The 14,340-nt window shown below is 48.5% G+C and carries 13 protein-coding genes; 5 read left to right on the top strand and 8 right to left on the bottom strand.

Annotated features, from left to right (window positions below):
• The first annotated feature begins 70 nt into the window (after positions 1-70).
• Positions 71-355, top strand: a complete 285-nt coding sequence (ybjH, locus tag ACJHW7_RS00780) for a protein YbjH (RefSeq protein ID WP_000480892.1) — start codon at positions 71-73, stop codon at positions 353-355.
• Between the two features lie 40 nt (positions 356-395).
• Here ybjH and mdfA read toward each other — a convergent pair whose 3' ends face one another.
• Positions 396-1,628: a multidrug efflux MFS transporter MdfA gene (gene mdfA, locus ACJHW7_RS00775; RefSeq protein ID WP_021556631.1), complete on the bottom strand. Its 1,233-nt coding sequence runs from the start codon at positions 1,626-1,628 to the stop codon at positions 396-398.
• 284 nt (positions 1,629-1,912) lie between these two features.
• Here mdfA and ybjG point away from each other — a divergent pair, with 284 nt between their 5' ends.
• Positions 1,913-2,509 (top strand): undecaprenyl-diphosphate phosphatase, encoded by a 597-nt coding sequence (gene ybjG / locus ACJHW7_RS00770; protein WP_001612704.1) that lies wholly within the window; start codon positions 1,913-1,915, stop codon positions 2,507-2,509.
• 57 nt (positions 2,510-2,566) lie between these two features.
• Positions 2,567-3,325, top strand: a complete 759-nt coding sequence (gene deoR, locus ACJHW7_RS00765; protein WP_000450121.1) for a DNA-binding transcriptional repressor DeoR — start codon at positions 2,567-2,569, stop codon at positions 3,323-3,325.
• A 46-nt stretch (positions 3,326-3,371) separates the two neighbouring features.
• Here the strand turns inward: deoR and dacC are convergent, their stop codons facing one another.
• Positions 3,372-4,574, bottom strand: a complete 1,203-nt coding sequence (dacC, locus tag ACJHW7_RS00760; protein ID WP_000195961.1) for a serine-type D-Ala-D-Ala carboxypeptidase — start codon at positions 4,572-4,574, stop codon at positions 3,372-3,374.
• Positions 4,575-4,820: 246 nt separating this feature from the next.
• On the opposite strand from dacC, the gene gstB reads away from it, so the two are divergent.
• Positions 4,821-5,447, top strand: a complete 627-nt coding sequence (gene gstB / locus ACJHW7_RS00755; protein ID WP_001295292.1) for a glutathione S-transferase GstB — start codon at positions 4,821-4,823, stop codon at positions 5,445-5,447.
• Here the strand turns inward: gstB and yliI are convergent.
• A complete protein-coding gene (yliI, locus tag ACJHW7_RS00750) occupies positions 5,444-6,559 on the bottom strand; it encodes an aldose sugar dehydrogenase YliI (protein WP_021556630.1) in 1,116 nt (371 codons plus the stop codon). The two genes, gstB and yliI, sit on opposite strands and share 4 nt — an antisense overlap.
• Positions 6,560-6,669: 110 nt before the next feature.
• On the bottom strand, positions 6,670-7,053 hold the full coding sequence (bssR, locus tag ACJHW7_RS00745) for a biofilm formation regulator BssR (RefSeq protein ID WP_000497137.1): 384 nt from the start codon (positions 7,051-7,053) through the stop codon (positions 6,670-6,672).
• Positions 7,054-7,265: 212 nt separating this feature from the next.
• Between bssR and rimO the strand changes: the two genes are divergently transcribed.
• Positions 7,266-8,591 carry a 30S ribosomal protein S12 methylthiotransferase RimO gene (rimO, locus tag ACJHW7_RS00740; RefSeq protein WP_021556629.1) on the top strand — a complete coding sequence of 442 codons (1,326 nt, stop codon included), beginning with the start codon at positions 7,266-7,268 and terminating at the stop codon, positions 8,589-8,591.
• A gap of 46 nt (positions 8,592-8,637) precedes the next feature.
• Here the strand turns inward: rimO and ACJHW7_RS00735 are convergent, their stop codons facing one another.
• The 4 genes from ACJHW7_RS00735 to gsiC form a co-directional block, all read right to left on the bottom strand.
• On the bottom strand, positions 8,638-9,966 hold the full coding sequence (locus ACJHW7_RS00735; RefSeq protein WP_000086912.1) for a GGDEF domain-containing protein: 1,329 nt from the start codon (positions 9,964-9,966) through the stop codon (positions 8,638-8,640).
• Between the two features lie 7 nt (positions 9,967-9,973).
• Entirely contained in the window at positions 9,974-12,322 is a 2,349-nt protein-coding gene (locus ACJHW7_RS00730; RefSeq protein WP_000950335.1) for an EAL domain-containing protein, read from the bottom strand.
• 176 nt (positions 12,323-12,498) lie between these two features.
• The gene (gene gsiD / locus ACJHW7_RS00725) at positions 12,499-13,410 is read right to left on the bottom strand and encodes a glutathione ABC transporter permease GsiD (protein WP_001236035.1); all 912 of its coding nucleotides are present in this window, start codon (positions 13,408-13,410) and stop codon (positions 12,499-12,501) included.
• A gap of 2 nt (positions 13,411-13,412) precedes the next feature.
• Complete coding sequence (gene gsiC, locus ACJHW7_RS00720; protein ID WP_000936043.1) at positions 13,413-14,333, bottom strand: glutathione ABC transporter permease GsiC; 921 nt, start codon at positions 14,331-14,333, stop codon at positions 13,413-13,415.
• Positions 14,334-14,340: the final 7 nt, after the last annotated feature.

Genomic DNA, 14,340 nt, shown 5'->3' with positions numbered 1-14,340 from the left:
CGGCAACACAATACCTGAATGAAGGCTGCATAATTCGCGGAAATTAACCCGCTGCATTATTTCAGGCGAAATGTTTATGAAAAATTGTCTACTGTTGGGCGCGCTTTTAATGGGCTTTACTGGTGTGGCGATGGCGCAAAGTGTCACCGTCGATGTGCCGAGTGGATACAAAGTGGTTGTGGTTCCTGATTCAGTCAGCGTTCCACAAGCGGTCAGCGTAGCGACTGTGCCGCAAACCGTCTATGTGGCTCCTGCGCCAGCTCCGGCTTACCGCCCGCATCCTTATGTTCGCCATCTTGCCAGCGTAGGTGAAGGGATGGTTATCGAACACCAGATTGACGACCATCACCATTAATTCGAGAATGCCTGATCGCACAAAGCAATCAGGCATTTTTTTACCCTTCGTGAGAATTTCCCATCTGTTTATCTTTTAAAAAGATAACCATCAGCGACAGCCACAAAATTCCGTTGACAAGGTTGAAGAGATTAAACAGTCCGTTGCCCCCGTTCAGCCAGGCATGTTTGCTGATTTCAATACCGACAGTAAAGATCAGCATTTGCAGCATTCCCATCGCCGCAGAAACCGTACCTTTACTCATATCGCTGGCAAACAGGGTTAATCGCACCAGTCCCGCATTCGCCAGACCAATACCGAAAGCATAAATACTTAACCCGGCAGTCATCCATAAATACGCGTGCGATGAGATAACCGTTGCCGCAGCAGCGACCAACAGACCAATCATAATCGGCCAGCCGCCCATAATAATCAGCGAACGTACGGTGCGGCGCGAGGTCAGACGCGCTAACAGCAAGTTACCCGCAATTAACGCCCCGAAAATAGGCACTTGCAGCAAACCATATTCATAGCTGCTCAACTGCTCGCCGGTAATGATGATAATCGGCGACTGGGCGATCCACGCCAGCAACGGCAGGCTAACGAATCCCAGCGCCAGCGCCCCCGCCACAAAGCGACCGTTCTTCAGCACCAGCTTATAGTCACGACCGAGTTCTTTCAGCGACAGTTTCTCGCCTATACGCGTGGCGGTTTCAGGCATGGCTCGTTGCAGACCGAAAAAGGAGATCGCTGCCAATGCGGCAAACAAGATAAACATCCCTTCCCAGGGCAGCACATGGATCCACGCCGCGCCCACCAGTGGACCAAGTAGCGGAGCAATCAGCGCCACGTTCGCCATCAGCGCGGTGATCTTGATACAAACCGCCTCTTCGAAGGATTCCTGAATTGCGGCGTATCCCACAGCGCCAATGAAACAGAGGCTTATGCCCTGCAAGAAGCGCAACAGGGTGAATTGTTCAATGTTTTGCGCCAGTAATATTGCCAGACAGGTGACAATAAACCACACCACACCCGCCAGCATCACCGGACGGCGACCAATACGATCCGACAACGGCCCCAGAAGCCATTGTAAAAACATCCCGCCCGCCAGATATGCGGTCATCGAAGTAGGAACCCAATCAATGCCCGCCTGATATTGTTCCACCACGGCCAACATACCGGGTTGAATCATATCGTTGCCGATATAGGTTGAAAATTCGTAAAGCACCAGACAGAGAGGGAAAAGTAACGCCTGACGTCCAAGCCTGGCACCGGAAGCTAATTTATTTTGCATGCAATTTCTTCGCCAATAATAATCGCGCAAAGTTTAATAAAAGCGCAGCTAACGAGAAAGCGAATTTTGTAGCTGAAACCGCGGTTAAGCACATTATTACATTATTGCGAGTATAGCTACGCTTTCTTTAAGTTTTATTTAACCTATGCCCGTTACAATCACCCACCGTAAACAGGCCGCTTGAGGGAAATAAGACGATGCCGCTTTACCCAGTTTAACCTGCACTTTATTCTCAACGACTTGCCTGTATTGGCTCCCTTTTAATCACTTTGCGTCGGGAAGTTATGCTGGAAAATTTGAATCTCTCTCTATTCTCTCTTATTAACGCGACGCCAGACTCGGCTCCGTGGATGATCTCGTTGGCGATTTTTATTGCTAAAGATTTGATTACCGTGGTGCCGTTGCTGGCCGCGGTACTTTGGTTGTGGGGGCTTACAGCACAACGGCAACTGGTGATAAAAATCGCTATCGCGCTGGCGGTCAGCCTGTTTGTGTCCTGGACGATGGGACATCTTTTTCCGCACGACCGACCATTTGTCGAAAATATCGGCTATAACTTCCTGCATCATGCGGCGGATGACTCATTCCCGAGCGATCACGGTACGGTGATTTTCACCTTTGCACTGGCATTTTTATGCTGGCATCGCCTGTGGTCCGGCTCACTTTTAATGGTGCTGGCCGTCGTCATTGCCTGGTCGCGCGTTTATCTTGGCGTCCACTGGCCGCTGGATATGCTCGGTGGATTGCTGGCAGGTATGATTGGCTGCCTTAGTGCCCAGATTATCTGGCAAGCGATGGGGCATAAACTCTATCAACGTCTGCAATCGTGGTATCGCGTCTGTTTTGCATTACCGATCCGCAAAGGCTGGGTGCGTGACTGATCTCTGCTAAAAAGTGTAGTATTGAGCGGCTCGCTTCAATAACTATTCAGAGGGATTATGGAAACACGTCGCGAAGAGCGTATCGGGCAGCTGCTGCAAGAATTAAAACGCAGCGATAAGTTACATCTTAAAGACGCCGCCGCGCTGCTTGGGGTTTCGGAGATGACGATTCGTCGCGATCTGAACAACCACAGTGCGCCCGTCGTTTTGCTCGGCGGCTATATTGTTCTGGAACCGCGCAGTGCCAGCCATTACCTGTTAAGCGATCAAAAATCCCGCCTTGTGGAAGAAAAACGCCGGGCGGCAAAACTGGCTGCGACGCTGGTAGAACCCGATCAGACCCTCTTTTTTGACTGTGGCACCACCACGCCGTGGATTATTGAAGCGATTGATAATGAAATACCTTTCACCGCCGTTTGTTATTCGCTAAATACCTTTCTGGCGCTGAAAGAGAAACCCCATTGCCGCGCGTTTCTTTGCGGTGGTGAATTTCACGCCAGCAACGCCATTTTCAAACCCATCGATTTTCAGCAAACGCTGAATAATTTTTGCCCGGATATCGCTTTTTATTCTGCGGCGGGAGTGCATGTCAGTAAAGGCGCTACCTGTTTTAATCTTGAAGAGTTGCCGGTAAAACACTGGGCCATGTCGATGGCGCAAAAGCATGTGCTGGTTGTCGACCACAGTAAATTTGGCAAGGTGCGTCCGGCGCGCATGGGTGACCTGAAACGCTTTGATATTGTGGTGAGCGATTGTTGCCCGGAAGATGAGTATGTGAAGTACGCGCAGACGCAGCGTATTAAGTTGATGTATTAATGACGTATAACCGGATGACGTTTCGCGCCATCCGGTTATCAGAAGATTAAGAGAACCAGCTGCCGAACCACTGATGGAATTTCATCATCACGAAATCCCACATCCGACCAAAGAATCCGCCCTCTTCCACATTTTCCATCACGATCAGCGGACGCTGCTCAATGGATTTACCGTTAAGCTGGAAATCAATGGTGCCGACAACCTGACCTTTTTTCAGCGGTGCGGTAAGCTGCGGTTCCGTTAACGTGTAGCTCGCCTTCAGGTTTTTCAGCTGCCCACGCGGTATGGTCACTGAGCCCGCTTCGCCTGCCCCGAGATTCACTTCGCTCTTATCACCAAACCAGACGCGCTGAGTCACAAAGGTGGCATCAGGTTTAATTGGCGTCACGGTTTCAAAGAAGCGGAAACCCCAGGTCAATAATTTCTCAGACTCATTAAAACGGATACGGTCGGTTTTCGCCCCCAGCACTACGGAGATTAAACGCATATCGCCCTGGGTAGCCGAAGCAACCAGATTATATCCCGCGCCTGCCGTGGTTCCTGTCTTCATGCCATCAACATTCAGATTGCTGCTCCACAGCAGACGGTTACGGTTAGGCTGACGAATTTTGTTGAAGGTGAACTCTTTCTCTTTATGAATGGCGTACTCTTCCGGCACATCGTGGATCAATGCTTTACCCAGCAATGCCATATCGCGCGCGGTACTGAACTGCCCCGGCGCATCCAGACCGTGCACCGTCTGGAAGGTAGTGTTGGTCAGACCCAGTTTTTTGGCATAACCATTCATCAAACCAATAAATGACTCCTGGCTCCCGGCAACGTAATCGGCCAGCGCAATACAGGCGTCATTACCGGACTGGATAATCACACCTTTGTTCAAGTCTGCCACCGAAACCTGATCGCCCGGTTTGAGGAACATTACCGATGAACCACGCAGTGCCGGATTTCCCGTCGCCCAGGCATCTTTACCGACCGTCACCATATCGGTGAGTTTAATCTTATCGGCCTTAAGCGCCTGCCCAACCACATAGCTGGTCATGATTTTAGTCAGGCTCGCGGGATCCAGTTTCTCATCCGCATTGCCTTCTGCCAGCACTTTACCGCTGGCGTAATCCATTAAAATCCATGCACGCGCATCCACGCTCGGCGCTTCAACGGTTTGTTCCGCCGCGAATGCCGTTGGGGCAAAAAGGAATAAAAATGCAGAACCCGCTGCAAGACCACGAAGGAGAGAGGAGTATTGCGTCATAAATGCCACCCGAGTATCCATTCAAAAAAAATACGTTATATCGCCGTATGATAAGTTCGGTGATTAATAACGCACACACAAACTTAAAGAAACCGTAAGTTGGTAAAGTTTTTAAAGTTTATGCAATATCCTGCCGCTTCGCTGCTTCTGGTGTCATTTTTTTGCCAGCTGTTGCTTAAAAGTTAACTTTACTTCACCATCGGAGTCCTGTTCAGCCTGTGGCTGCCTGTCGGAAAAGGGGTGAGTATGATTACGCTGTGGGGTCGGAATAATTCAACCAACGTAAAAAAAGTATTGCTGACGCTCGAAGAACTGGAACTACCTTATGAGCAAATTCTCGCGGGCCGTGAGTTTGGGATAAATCACGATGCTGATTTTCTGGCGATGAACCCTAACGGGCTGGTGCCGTTGTTGCGTGACGACGAAAGTGATCTCATTCTTTGGGAATCAAACGCCATTGTCCGCTATCTGGCGGCACAGTACGGGCAAAAACGCCTGTGGATAGACTCACCGGCACGTCGTGCGGAAGCAGAAAAATGGATGGACTGGGCAAACCAGACACTCAGTAATGCTCATCGCGGGATCCTGATGGGATTAGTCAGAACACCACCCGAAGAGCGCGATCAGGCCGCCATTGATGCCAGTTGCAAAGAGTGCGACGCCCTGTTTGCCCTGCTCGATGCGGAACTGGCAAAAGTAAAATGGTTCTCTGGCGACGAGTTTGGTGTGGGCGATATTGCTATCGCACCGTTCATCTACAATTTGTTTAACGTTGGCCTGACCTGGACACCGCGTCCAAATCTGCAACGCTGGTATCAGCAACTCACTGAACGCCCCGCAGTGCGCAAAGTGGTGATGATTCCCGTTAGCTAATTGCGTGGGCTAACTTTAAGTAATTCCCCACTGGACTCGTCGGTGAGAACATATAAATAACCGTCGGGTCCAGTGCGAACATCACGAATTCGCTGCCCTCTGTCCGTTAAAATACGGCCATCTTCTGTCACTTTGTCGCCGTTGACGCTCATCACAATGACATCTTTATCTTTCAGCGCGCCAATAAATAATTTTTGCTGCCACTGGGAGAATTTATCGCTGTTATAGAAGGCCATGCCGCTCACGGCGGGCGAATCTTTCCAGTAAAAAACAGGTTGCTCAGTCCCGGCGACGATCTCCCCTTTCGCTTCCGGTATCTTAAAGCCTGAATAGTTGATTCCCCAGGTTGCCAGCGGCCAGCCGTAGTTTTTGCCTTTTTGCGGGATATTAATTTCATCACCACCGCGCGGGCCATGTTCATTCAGCCACAGTGCATTACTCCACGGATTCATCGCCATTCCTTGCGGATTACGAATGCCATAAGACCAGATCTCGGCGCGCGCACCGGATTCCTTTATAAAAGGATTATCATCCGGGATTTCGCCCTGGTCGGTCAGACGCACCAGTTTGCCCTGTAATTTATCCAGATCCTGCGCCGTCGGGCGCTGATTGTTTTCGCCCAGAGCAACAAAAAGATAACCTTTACCGTCGAATACCAGCCGCCCGCCAAAATGGTTGCCGGTAGACAGTTTTGGCATCTGGCGAAAGACGGTGCGGAAGTCGGTCACTTTTGAGAGATCATCACTTAAGCGGCCATACCCCACAGCAGTTCCGGCTTTGCCATCATCGCCAACTTCGGAATAACTTAACCAGATGCGGCGAGACTGAGCAAAATCAGGCGCTAAAACCACGTCCAGCAGGCCGCCCTGCCCGTGCGCCCAAACGTCTGGAACTCCGGAAAGCGGCGCAGATAATCCTTTTCCTGCTTGCCAGTGACGCAACTCGCCGCCGCGCAGAGTGATTAACATACCGTGATTATCGGGTAAAAAGGCCAGTGCCCAGGGATGGTCGAGTTTGTCTTGCAGTACTTCGACATTTACCGTTGCAGGAGCCGCCCAGAGAGCGGAAGAAAGACAAATAAGGGGCACAAGGAAAAAGAATTGTCGATGCATAACGCCTCCGGATTGACTCTGGCTTAAAGCGTAGTCAGTGGAGGAGATAACAAATTCATTTTTACAAAAACTTAAACATGAAGGGGGAGACGCTTTCTCCCCCTTAGTTTTCAGGCCTTCTCAAGCATGGCGTGCTTCTGCAGGCTCTGGATACTCAGCGTTAAGCTCATCAGACAATTTTCAAGCTTATCGGCGTTGACGGTAATAACAGTCGGGCAATCATGGTGCCCACTCATCAAACATACTGCGGCTGTCGCTAATGCTTCTTCAGCATGATGAAGAGCACTCCACTCTTCCTGATCCAGATGAAGATTCAACCGCAGCGATTTATCGTGCAGTTCGCGATTCAGTTTAAAAAAGTTATCTCGTAGATGATTGCTTTCGCTGACGGACATGTATCCTTTTGCCTTCCTCAGTTGCACGTATGCAGCGAGGTCAACGCGTGCGTCGATCAACCGGTTCAGCAGATCGATTCGCTGTCTGTCAACGAACATACTTCGATCCTCCTCTTTCCAGCCTTGTTGCAATTAAATAGTATGGCTATTTTTTGAGCAAAATGCTGTCCAGGATCAATTCTTCACGCCGAATTAACAAAATTTACATTTCCTTCGCCTCCGCCAGCGAATGAGATTGCGATACAAATTTTATCCAGAACTCTGTAGAATCCCTGCCCTGACCTTTCCTGTAACTGAATATTTTTTAAGCTATGAGCAAAGTAACTCCCCAGCCGAAAATCGGCTTTGTTTCCCTTGGCTGTCCGAAAAACCTTGTCGATTCAGAGCGTATTCTCACCGAACTACGCACTGAAGGTTATGACGTGGTACCGAGCTATGACGATGCGGACATGGTGATCGTCAACACCTGCGGCTTTATTGACAGCGCGGTACAAGAATCACTGGAAGCCATTGGTGAAGCGTTGAATGAAAACGGCAAGGTAATTGTGACCGGTTGTCTGGGGGCAAAAGAAGATCAGATCCGCGAAGTCCACCCGAAAGTGCTGGAAATCACCGGGCCTCATAGCTATGAGCAGGTTCTGGAGCACGTTCATCACTACGTGCCAAAACCGAAACACAACCCATTCCTGAGCCTGGTGCCAGAACAAGGTGTCAAACTGACGCCGCGTCATTATGCCTATCTGAAAATTTCTGAAGGCTGTAATCACCGCTGCACCTTCTGCATTATTCCGTCTATGCGCGGCGACCTGGTGAGCCGTCCGATTGGCGAAGTGTTAAGTGAAGCGAAACGTCTGGTAGATGCGGGCGTTAAAGAGATTCTGGTGATCTCGCAGGATACTTCCGCCTATGGCGTTGATGTTAAACATCGTACTGGCTTCCACAACGGCGAGCCGGTAAAAACCAGCATGGTCAGCCTGTGCGAACAGTTATCGAAACTGGGGATCTGGACACGTCTGCACTACGTTTACCCTTATCCGCATGTGGACGACGTCATCCCACTGATGGCAGAAGGCAAAATCCTGCCGTATCTGGACATTCCGTTGCAGCACGCCAGCCCGCGCATTCTCAAACTGATGAAGCGTCCGGGTTCTGTAGATCGCCAACTGGCGCGCATCAAACAGTGGCGCGAAATCTGCCCGGAACTGACCCTACGCTCAACCTTTATTGTCGGCTTCCCTGGCGAGACGGAAGAAGATTTCCAGATGCTACTCGACTTCCTGAAAGAAGCGCGTCTGGATCGCGTTGGCTGCTTTAAATACAGCCCGGTTGAAGGTGCAGACGCCAATGCCCTGCCTGACCAGGTTCCGGAAGAAGTGAAAGAAGAACGCTGGAACCGTTTCATGCAGTTGCAGCAGCAGATTTCCGCCGAGCGCCTGCAAGAGAAAGTGGGCCGTGAAATTCTGGTGATTATCGACGAAGTGGACGAAGAAGGCGCGATTGGTCGCAGCATGGCAGATGCACCGGAAATCGACGGCGCGGTTTATCTCAATGGTGAAACCAACGTTAAGCCGGGTGATATCCTGCGTGTGAAAATCGAGCACGCCGATGAGTACGATTTGTGGGGTAGCCGGGTTTAATTATTTCAGGCCGGGCAAAATCATTTGTCCGGCCTGCGAATAATGATTACTGCCAGCTAATCTGTGCCCTGCCGTTTTTCTTACTCTTATACAGCCGCTCATCCGCCAGCATTTTCAAGCGTTCGACGGTAGGACATTCATTTGAATGCGCTACACCGATACTGGTGCTTAAATTAATGCTTCCCACCTGGAAATGAACGATTTCTTTTAGAATCGATAGCAACTCTTCCAGCGTTCCACCCGTATAAATCACCGCAAATTCGTCACCGCCGAAGCGGTAGACTTTACCTTTATCTACCGGGATCTGTGATTTAAGGATTTTCACCACTTTCATCAACACTTCATCACCCAGCAAATGACCGAAGGTGTCGTTAATGTTTTTGAATTTATCGACGTCAAACAGGCACAAATAACCGCCTTTTTCCGGCAGCGCTTTTAAATCTTCGTCAAAGGATTTTCTGCCCATTGCTTTGGTCAGGTCGTCCAGGAACGCCGAGTTATACATACTGTAGAGTTTTTTGACATCGGCAGCCGAAAAGAAAAGCCCGCCATCCAGTACGCGTTCAAAATGGTTATTAATAATGGCTTCTTTCTCCACAATACCACGATTAATCACTCTGCGTACCAGATAGAGGCAACTGGTACCCGATATCACTGCCACCAATGCGGCAAAGAAAATAATCAATGTACAAACCCGCAAATAAACATCTTTTTTATACGCAAATACGTACAATCCGGTCGGCAAATAGGCGAAGTGCTCCATCGCTTCCGAAACGGTGAAGATGGCGTTTTTAGCATTATATTCATCACCGGTCACCGGTTTACCGTTCTTAAACAGAGAGAACATCAGGTTCTCGCTATCCATCGCCAGAGATTTTGACAGTAAAGAAAAACGCTCCAGACCAAGCAAAAATATCAGACTACGATTGTGAGTTACCGGATAGAGGTAATAGACGAAGGTTTTACCGTCAAAAGAGATAAACCCTGTATTTTTGACATGTCGATACTTCACAACCTGCATAATATCTGCACAATAATTTTTCTCGAACTCCTTTACCTGAATACATTCGTCACTGGAAATCAGATAAGGACCGACATCGTACAAATAAGAGGGTGAAACCGAGTCGGCGTAAGCTGTGCGTAAGCCAACCAACAGCTGTTCCTCCGTGGGATTTAGCGTGTTGATAAGATCAATTGCCACGCTACGCCGATATTCAGCAATATTTGCCACCGCAAAAGCAGTATCAATAACGGACTGTTTCAGGCTATACACCCGTTCCTTTACCATTTGAGTGTAGATCCCGCAGGCAACTGCTGAAATCATGATAAAAATCAGCAGACTGACTGTAAGTACGAACTTATTGATTCTGGACATACGTAAACTACTCTTTTACTAATTTTCCACTTTTATCCCAGGCGGAGAATGGCATGGGTTTCTGGTACAGATACCCCTGAGCCTGAACACATCCTAATTTGATTAATTCGCGCGCAACGTCTTCGCTCTCTACGCCTTCCGCAATCACCGGGATCCGGTTATAGCGTGCCAGGTCGAAAATAATGCGCACAATTTTTCCCGCAGTACCGAAAATATCGCCGGTAAATTGCGAGTCCACCTTTATGCTGTCTGGATTAATTTCATAAAAACGTTTCAGGTTTGACAAACCGGTGCCAAAGTCATCAATCGATATCCGTACCCCTTGTTTACGCAATTGTTCAATATTGAGATAAAAATGTTCATTAATTCGTTCGATTACGGTTTCAGTGATCTCAACACAGAGGCTGTTCGCCTTCAGGCCATTTTCTTTCATAATGGTGGTAAAACGCTCATGAAAGTGTGGTTCGTTTAACTGCCAGGGCGAAACATTAATATGCAGTAAGAAATCATCCTTCAGCGACGCACGCTGACTAAAATGTCTGAATTCACCCATTGCCGTTTTAATAATCTGATAACCCAGCTCATTGATAAACCCGATATCTTCAGCAATGGTAATGAACTTCAGCGGTGAAATGATCCCCCGCTCCGCAGACACCCAACGGCACAACGCCTCCGCGCCCAGAATGGCGCGGGTGTTAATATCAACGATCGGTTGATAGACGAGGAATAGTTCGCCAATTTCCATTGCATGGCGAATATTACGCGCAATCCAGATATTCTCTTCTATTTCGTTGAGTTTCGCGTCATCACAGAAAATAAACTCGGAGAACATATGGTCACGGATACTGGAAATCGCCAGTTTCAGTTTTTCTGCGTAACTCCAGGCGTTTTCCCCCTGCAAAGGTTCACAAATGGCAGACTTATGGATGCGCAGATTGCGGTAGCCAAAGCTGCTGTCAAAATCGTTTACCATCGCTATTTTACGGGTAAATGTCTGTACATTTTCCCGACACAGAAGTAAATAGAGATCGGCATTGAATGTCACGATATCGCAGCATTGTGCATATTTCTCGGCAATTCGCTGACACAATTTCCTGACGATTTTATTGCGTTCATCAACACCAAACACCGCTTCCACGGCTTCCAGACCACACAGTTTGATGATCCCCACAGCCAGATACTGATTATTGTTGGACTCAATAATCGCCATATTTTTAATAAACCCACTTTCCTGATCGTAAGAGATCAGTGAGAGCAATTTATTTGACCGTTCAATTTCGGCATCTTTCATTTCCGCGATCGAATTTTTGATGCTGATAATCTCTTTCGCATCGCCTTCGCGAATTTTCAGAGCCTCGATCTGATCCGTTGAGTCAGGCAAAAACGCCAGCGTATTAACCAGCTCTGTCATTTCAGAAAATTGCCGACGGAACACACGAGTGGTCAGTAAATAAACCACCAGCAATACGATAATAATGAACGCAAACGGCAGATAAAAAAGTTTATCTGATGCGTTCAATAAATTACCGCCCGGATAATAAAAATAGATTTCGAATAATGCGTTATTTGGCACCGCTGATGTTTTTTCGATATATTCAGTATCGACAGAATCAATAATATTATAATTACCTTCGCTATTATAAATAATCAGTTTTTCACGAGCGAGTTGATTCTTGGCAATGATCTCATGGCCTTGTTTCAAAAATAGAACTTCATCATTAGCGCTGATTTGATCAAGATACTCGTTCAGATATCGCCAGTTTAAATCGACATGAATTTTATCCACCGCTAACAAATCGTGATCTTTGCCGTTGATGCGTAGCGTAAAAGAGATACATTTTTTACCCGGACGATCAAAGCAATTGTATGCCGGATTCCAGCTGTTGTTAGAGTCATCTGAAGCCACCGACCACGGTCGTTTCGATGGGTTAAAATCGGCAAAAATAACCCGCCCTGACTCGTCGACAAGCGGTCCATTTACTTGTTCCTGATGATAAACAACGATTTTATCGTTCGCCCTCCGCGAAAAGAGATAATATTTATTATCATCAAGTACCAGTCCCACCGAGTCTAAAAATGGCATCATTTCCATTTTCAGGATCACAGCGCGTTGAATCTCCTCTGTATTTTTTAATAAATACAGTGAGTCCTTTAATGTCAGGGCCGAACGTTCAATATCTTTAAAGAAATAGCCAACGTTTTTCTGAATAAGTTCAAAGCGGCTATCGGCACGTTTTACCGCGCGTTCCGATACCAGTTGATAGTTAATGATGAAAAAAAGGCCAATAAATGACAGTGCTGCCAATAAAAATAAAATTATCAGCCTTATCTTTATCTTTTCGTATAAACTCAGCATGTTAATACATTTAACAAAATAACTGTCTGAACGCTGTGCCGCTGCAAAAACAGTCCCTTGCTGCGGCTTTTAACCAAATTACCCGATTCTACAAAATCAGCAGAAAGTTACAACACTTGCTTAGGGCAATAATTTCCTGTGAGGTGATTACTCTTTCAAGCAATATTCAAACGTAACTATCCTTTAATTTTCGGATCCAGCGCATCGCGTAAACCATCGCCCAACAAATTGAACGCCAGTACAGTCAGAAAAATAGCCAGGGCCGGAAAAACAGCGACATGCGGCGCGATAACCATATCCGCTCGAGCCTCATTGAGCATTGCTCCCCACTCTGGTGTCGGCGGCTGCGCACCGAGGCCGAGAAATGACAGGCTGGCGGCAGAGATAATCGAAGTGCCAATGCGCATGGTGAAAAACACCACGATAGACGAGACGGTCCCAGGCAAGATATGACGCAATAAAATGGTCATATCGCTGGCACCAATACTGCGTGCTGACTCAATAAAGGTTTGCTGTTTCAACACCAGCGTGTTGCCGCGCACCAGGCGGGCAAACGCGGGGATGGAAAAAATGGCGACTGCAATAATCACGTTAGCAATGCCGCTTCCCAACACCGCAACAACAGCGATCGCCAGTAAAATACCCGGGAAGGCAAACAGCACATCGCAAATGCGCATGATCAGCCGATCCCACCAGCCTTCATAATATCCAGCCAGCAAGCCCAGCAACGTCCCTATCGCCGCACCGATAAACACGGCAAACACGCCCGCAGCCAGCGAGATTTGCGCACCAACCAGGACACGGCTGAAAATGTCGCGCCCCAGTGAATCGACGCCAAACCAGTGCTGCAAAGAAGGTCCGTTATTCAGATTGTCATAATCAAAATAATTTTCGGCGTCATAGGGAGCGATCCAGCGTGCAAAAATGGCCACCATAATCAATAAAATAACGAATAATGCGGCGGTCATCGCCATATGCTGACGGCGAAATCGTCGCCAGAATTCATGCCACGGTGTACGTACCTGGTCAGGTTTGACCAGTGGCATGGCGTTTAACACCGCCTGACGTCGCCAGTTAAATAGTCGCATCCTTACTTGTACCTGATAGCCGGGTTAATGGCGGCGTAAAGCACATCCACCACTAAGTTGATAAGAATAAATTCCAGCGAGAAAAGCAGAATTTCCGCCTGAATCACCGGGTAATCGCGCATTTCTACGGAGTCAACGAGTAAGCGTCCAAGTCCGGGCCAGTTGAAAACTTTCTCCACCACGATAGAACCACCGAGCAAAAAGCCAAACTGTAAGCCCATCATGGTCACTACCGGGATCATCGCGTTACGTAGCCCGTGTTTGAGGACAACCCAGGTTTCGCTCACCCCTTTCGCCCTCGCGGTACGCATATAATCTTCGCTTAAAACGTCGACAAACGACGCGCGGGTAAAGCGCGCCATCACGGCGGCCACTGCCGCGCCGAGCGTCAGGGAGGGTAAAATGTAGTGCTGCCAACTGTCTGCTCCCACGGTAGGCAGCCAGCCCAGTTCAACGGAGAATACCTGAATTAAAAGCATCCCCAGAGCAAATGCCGGAAACGAGATCCCCGACACCGCAATGGTCATACTCAATCGATCCGGCCAACGATTACGCCAGACGGCGGCGATAATTCCCGCCGCCATACCAAATATCACCGCCCAGACCATACTGGTTATGGTCAGCCACAGCGTTGGCATAAAGCGGCTGGCAATCTCATCGGCAACCGGACGACGCGACACCATCGACAGGCCAAAATCCCCCTGCACAGCATTGCTGATATAGTGCCAGAACTGGTGATACAGCGGCTGATCCAACCCCAGCTGCTGACGCACCAGTTCTATAACCTGCGCATCAGCTTCGGGCCCGGCAATCAATCGCGCCGGATCGCCGGGCAGCATATGCACAAATAAAAACACCAGCACCGAGACGATAAACAGCGTCGGAATCAACCCCAGTAATCGTTTGATAACGTAATTAAGCATTCCACTC

The sequence above is a fragment of the Escherichia sp. WS1152 genome (assembly GCF_046487665.1).
Lineage (GTDB): Bacteria > Pseudomonadota > Gammaproteobacteria > Enterobacterales > Enterobacteriaceae > Escherichia > Escherichia coli.
Note: the sequence above shows the minus strand (reverse complement) of the source record. Positions and strands in the feature narration are given on the sequence as shown.

Coding starts and splice junctions, on each gene's coding strand:
- ybjH (WP_000480892.1), top strand. CDS start 71: ATGTTTATGAAAAATTGTCTACTGTTGGGCGCGCTTTTAATGGGCTTT.
- mdfA (WP_021556631.1), bottom strand. CDS start 1,628: ATGCAAAATAAATTAGCTTCCGGTGCCAGGCTTGGACGTCAGGCGTTA.
- ybjG (WP_001612704.1), top strand. CDS start 1,913: ATGCTGGAAAATTTGAATCTCTCTCTATTCTCTCTTATTAACGCGACG.
- deoR (WP_000450121.1), top strand. CDS start 2,567: ATGGAAACACGTCGCGAAGAGCGTATCGGGCAGCTGCTGCAAGAATTA.
- dacC (WP_000195961.1), bottom strand. CDS start 4,574: ATGACGCAATACTCCTCTCTCCTTCGTGGTCTTGCAGCGGGTTCTGCA.
- gstB (WP_001295292.1), top strand. CDS start 4,821: ATGATTACGCTGTGGGGTCGGAATAATTCAACCAACGTAAAAAAAGTA.
- yliI (WP_021556630.1), bottom strand. CDS start 6,559: ATGCATCGACAATTCTTTTTCCTTGTGCCCCTTATTTGTCTTTCTTCC.
- bssR (WP_000497137.1), bottom strand. CDS start 7,053: ATGTTCGTTGACAGACAGCGAATCGATCTGCTGAACCGGTTGATCGAC.
- rimO (WP_021556629.1), top strand. CDS start 7,266: ATGAGCAAAGTAACTCCCCAGCCGAAAATCGGCTTTGTTTCCCTTGGC.
- ACJHW7_RS00735 (WP_000086912.1), bottom strand. CDS start 9,966: ATGTCCAGAATCAATAAGTTCGTACTTACAGTCAGTCTGCTGATTTTT.
- ACJHW7_RS00730 (WP_000950335.1), bottom strand. CDS start 12,322: ATGCTGAGTTTATACGAAAAGATAAAGATAAGGCTGATAATTTTATTT.
- gsiD (WP_001236035.1), bottom strand. CDS start 13,410: ATGCGACTATTTAACTGGCGACGTCAGGCGGTGTTAAACGCCATGCCA.
- gsiC (WP_000936043.1), bottom strand. CDS start 14,333: ATGCTTAATTACGTTATCAAACGATTACTGGGGTTGATTCCGACGCTG.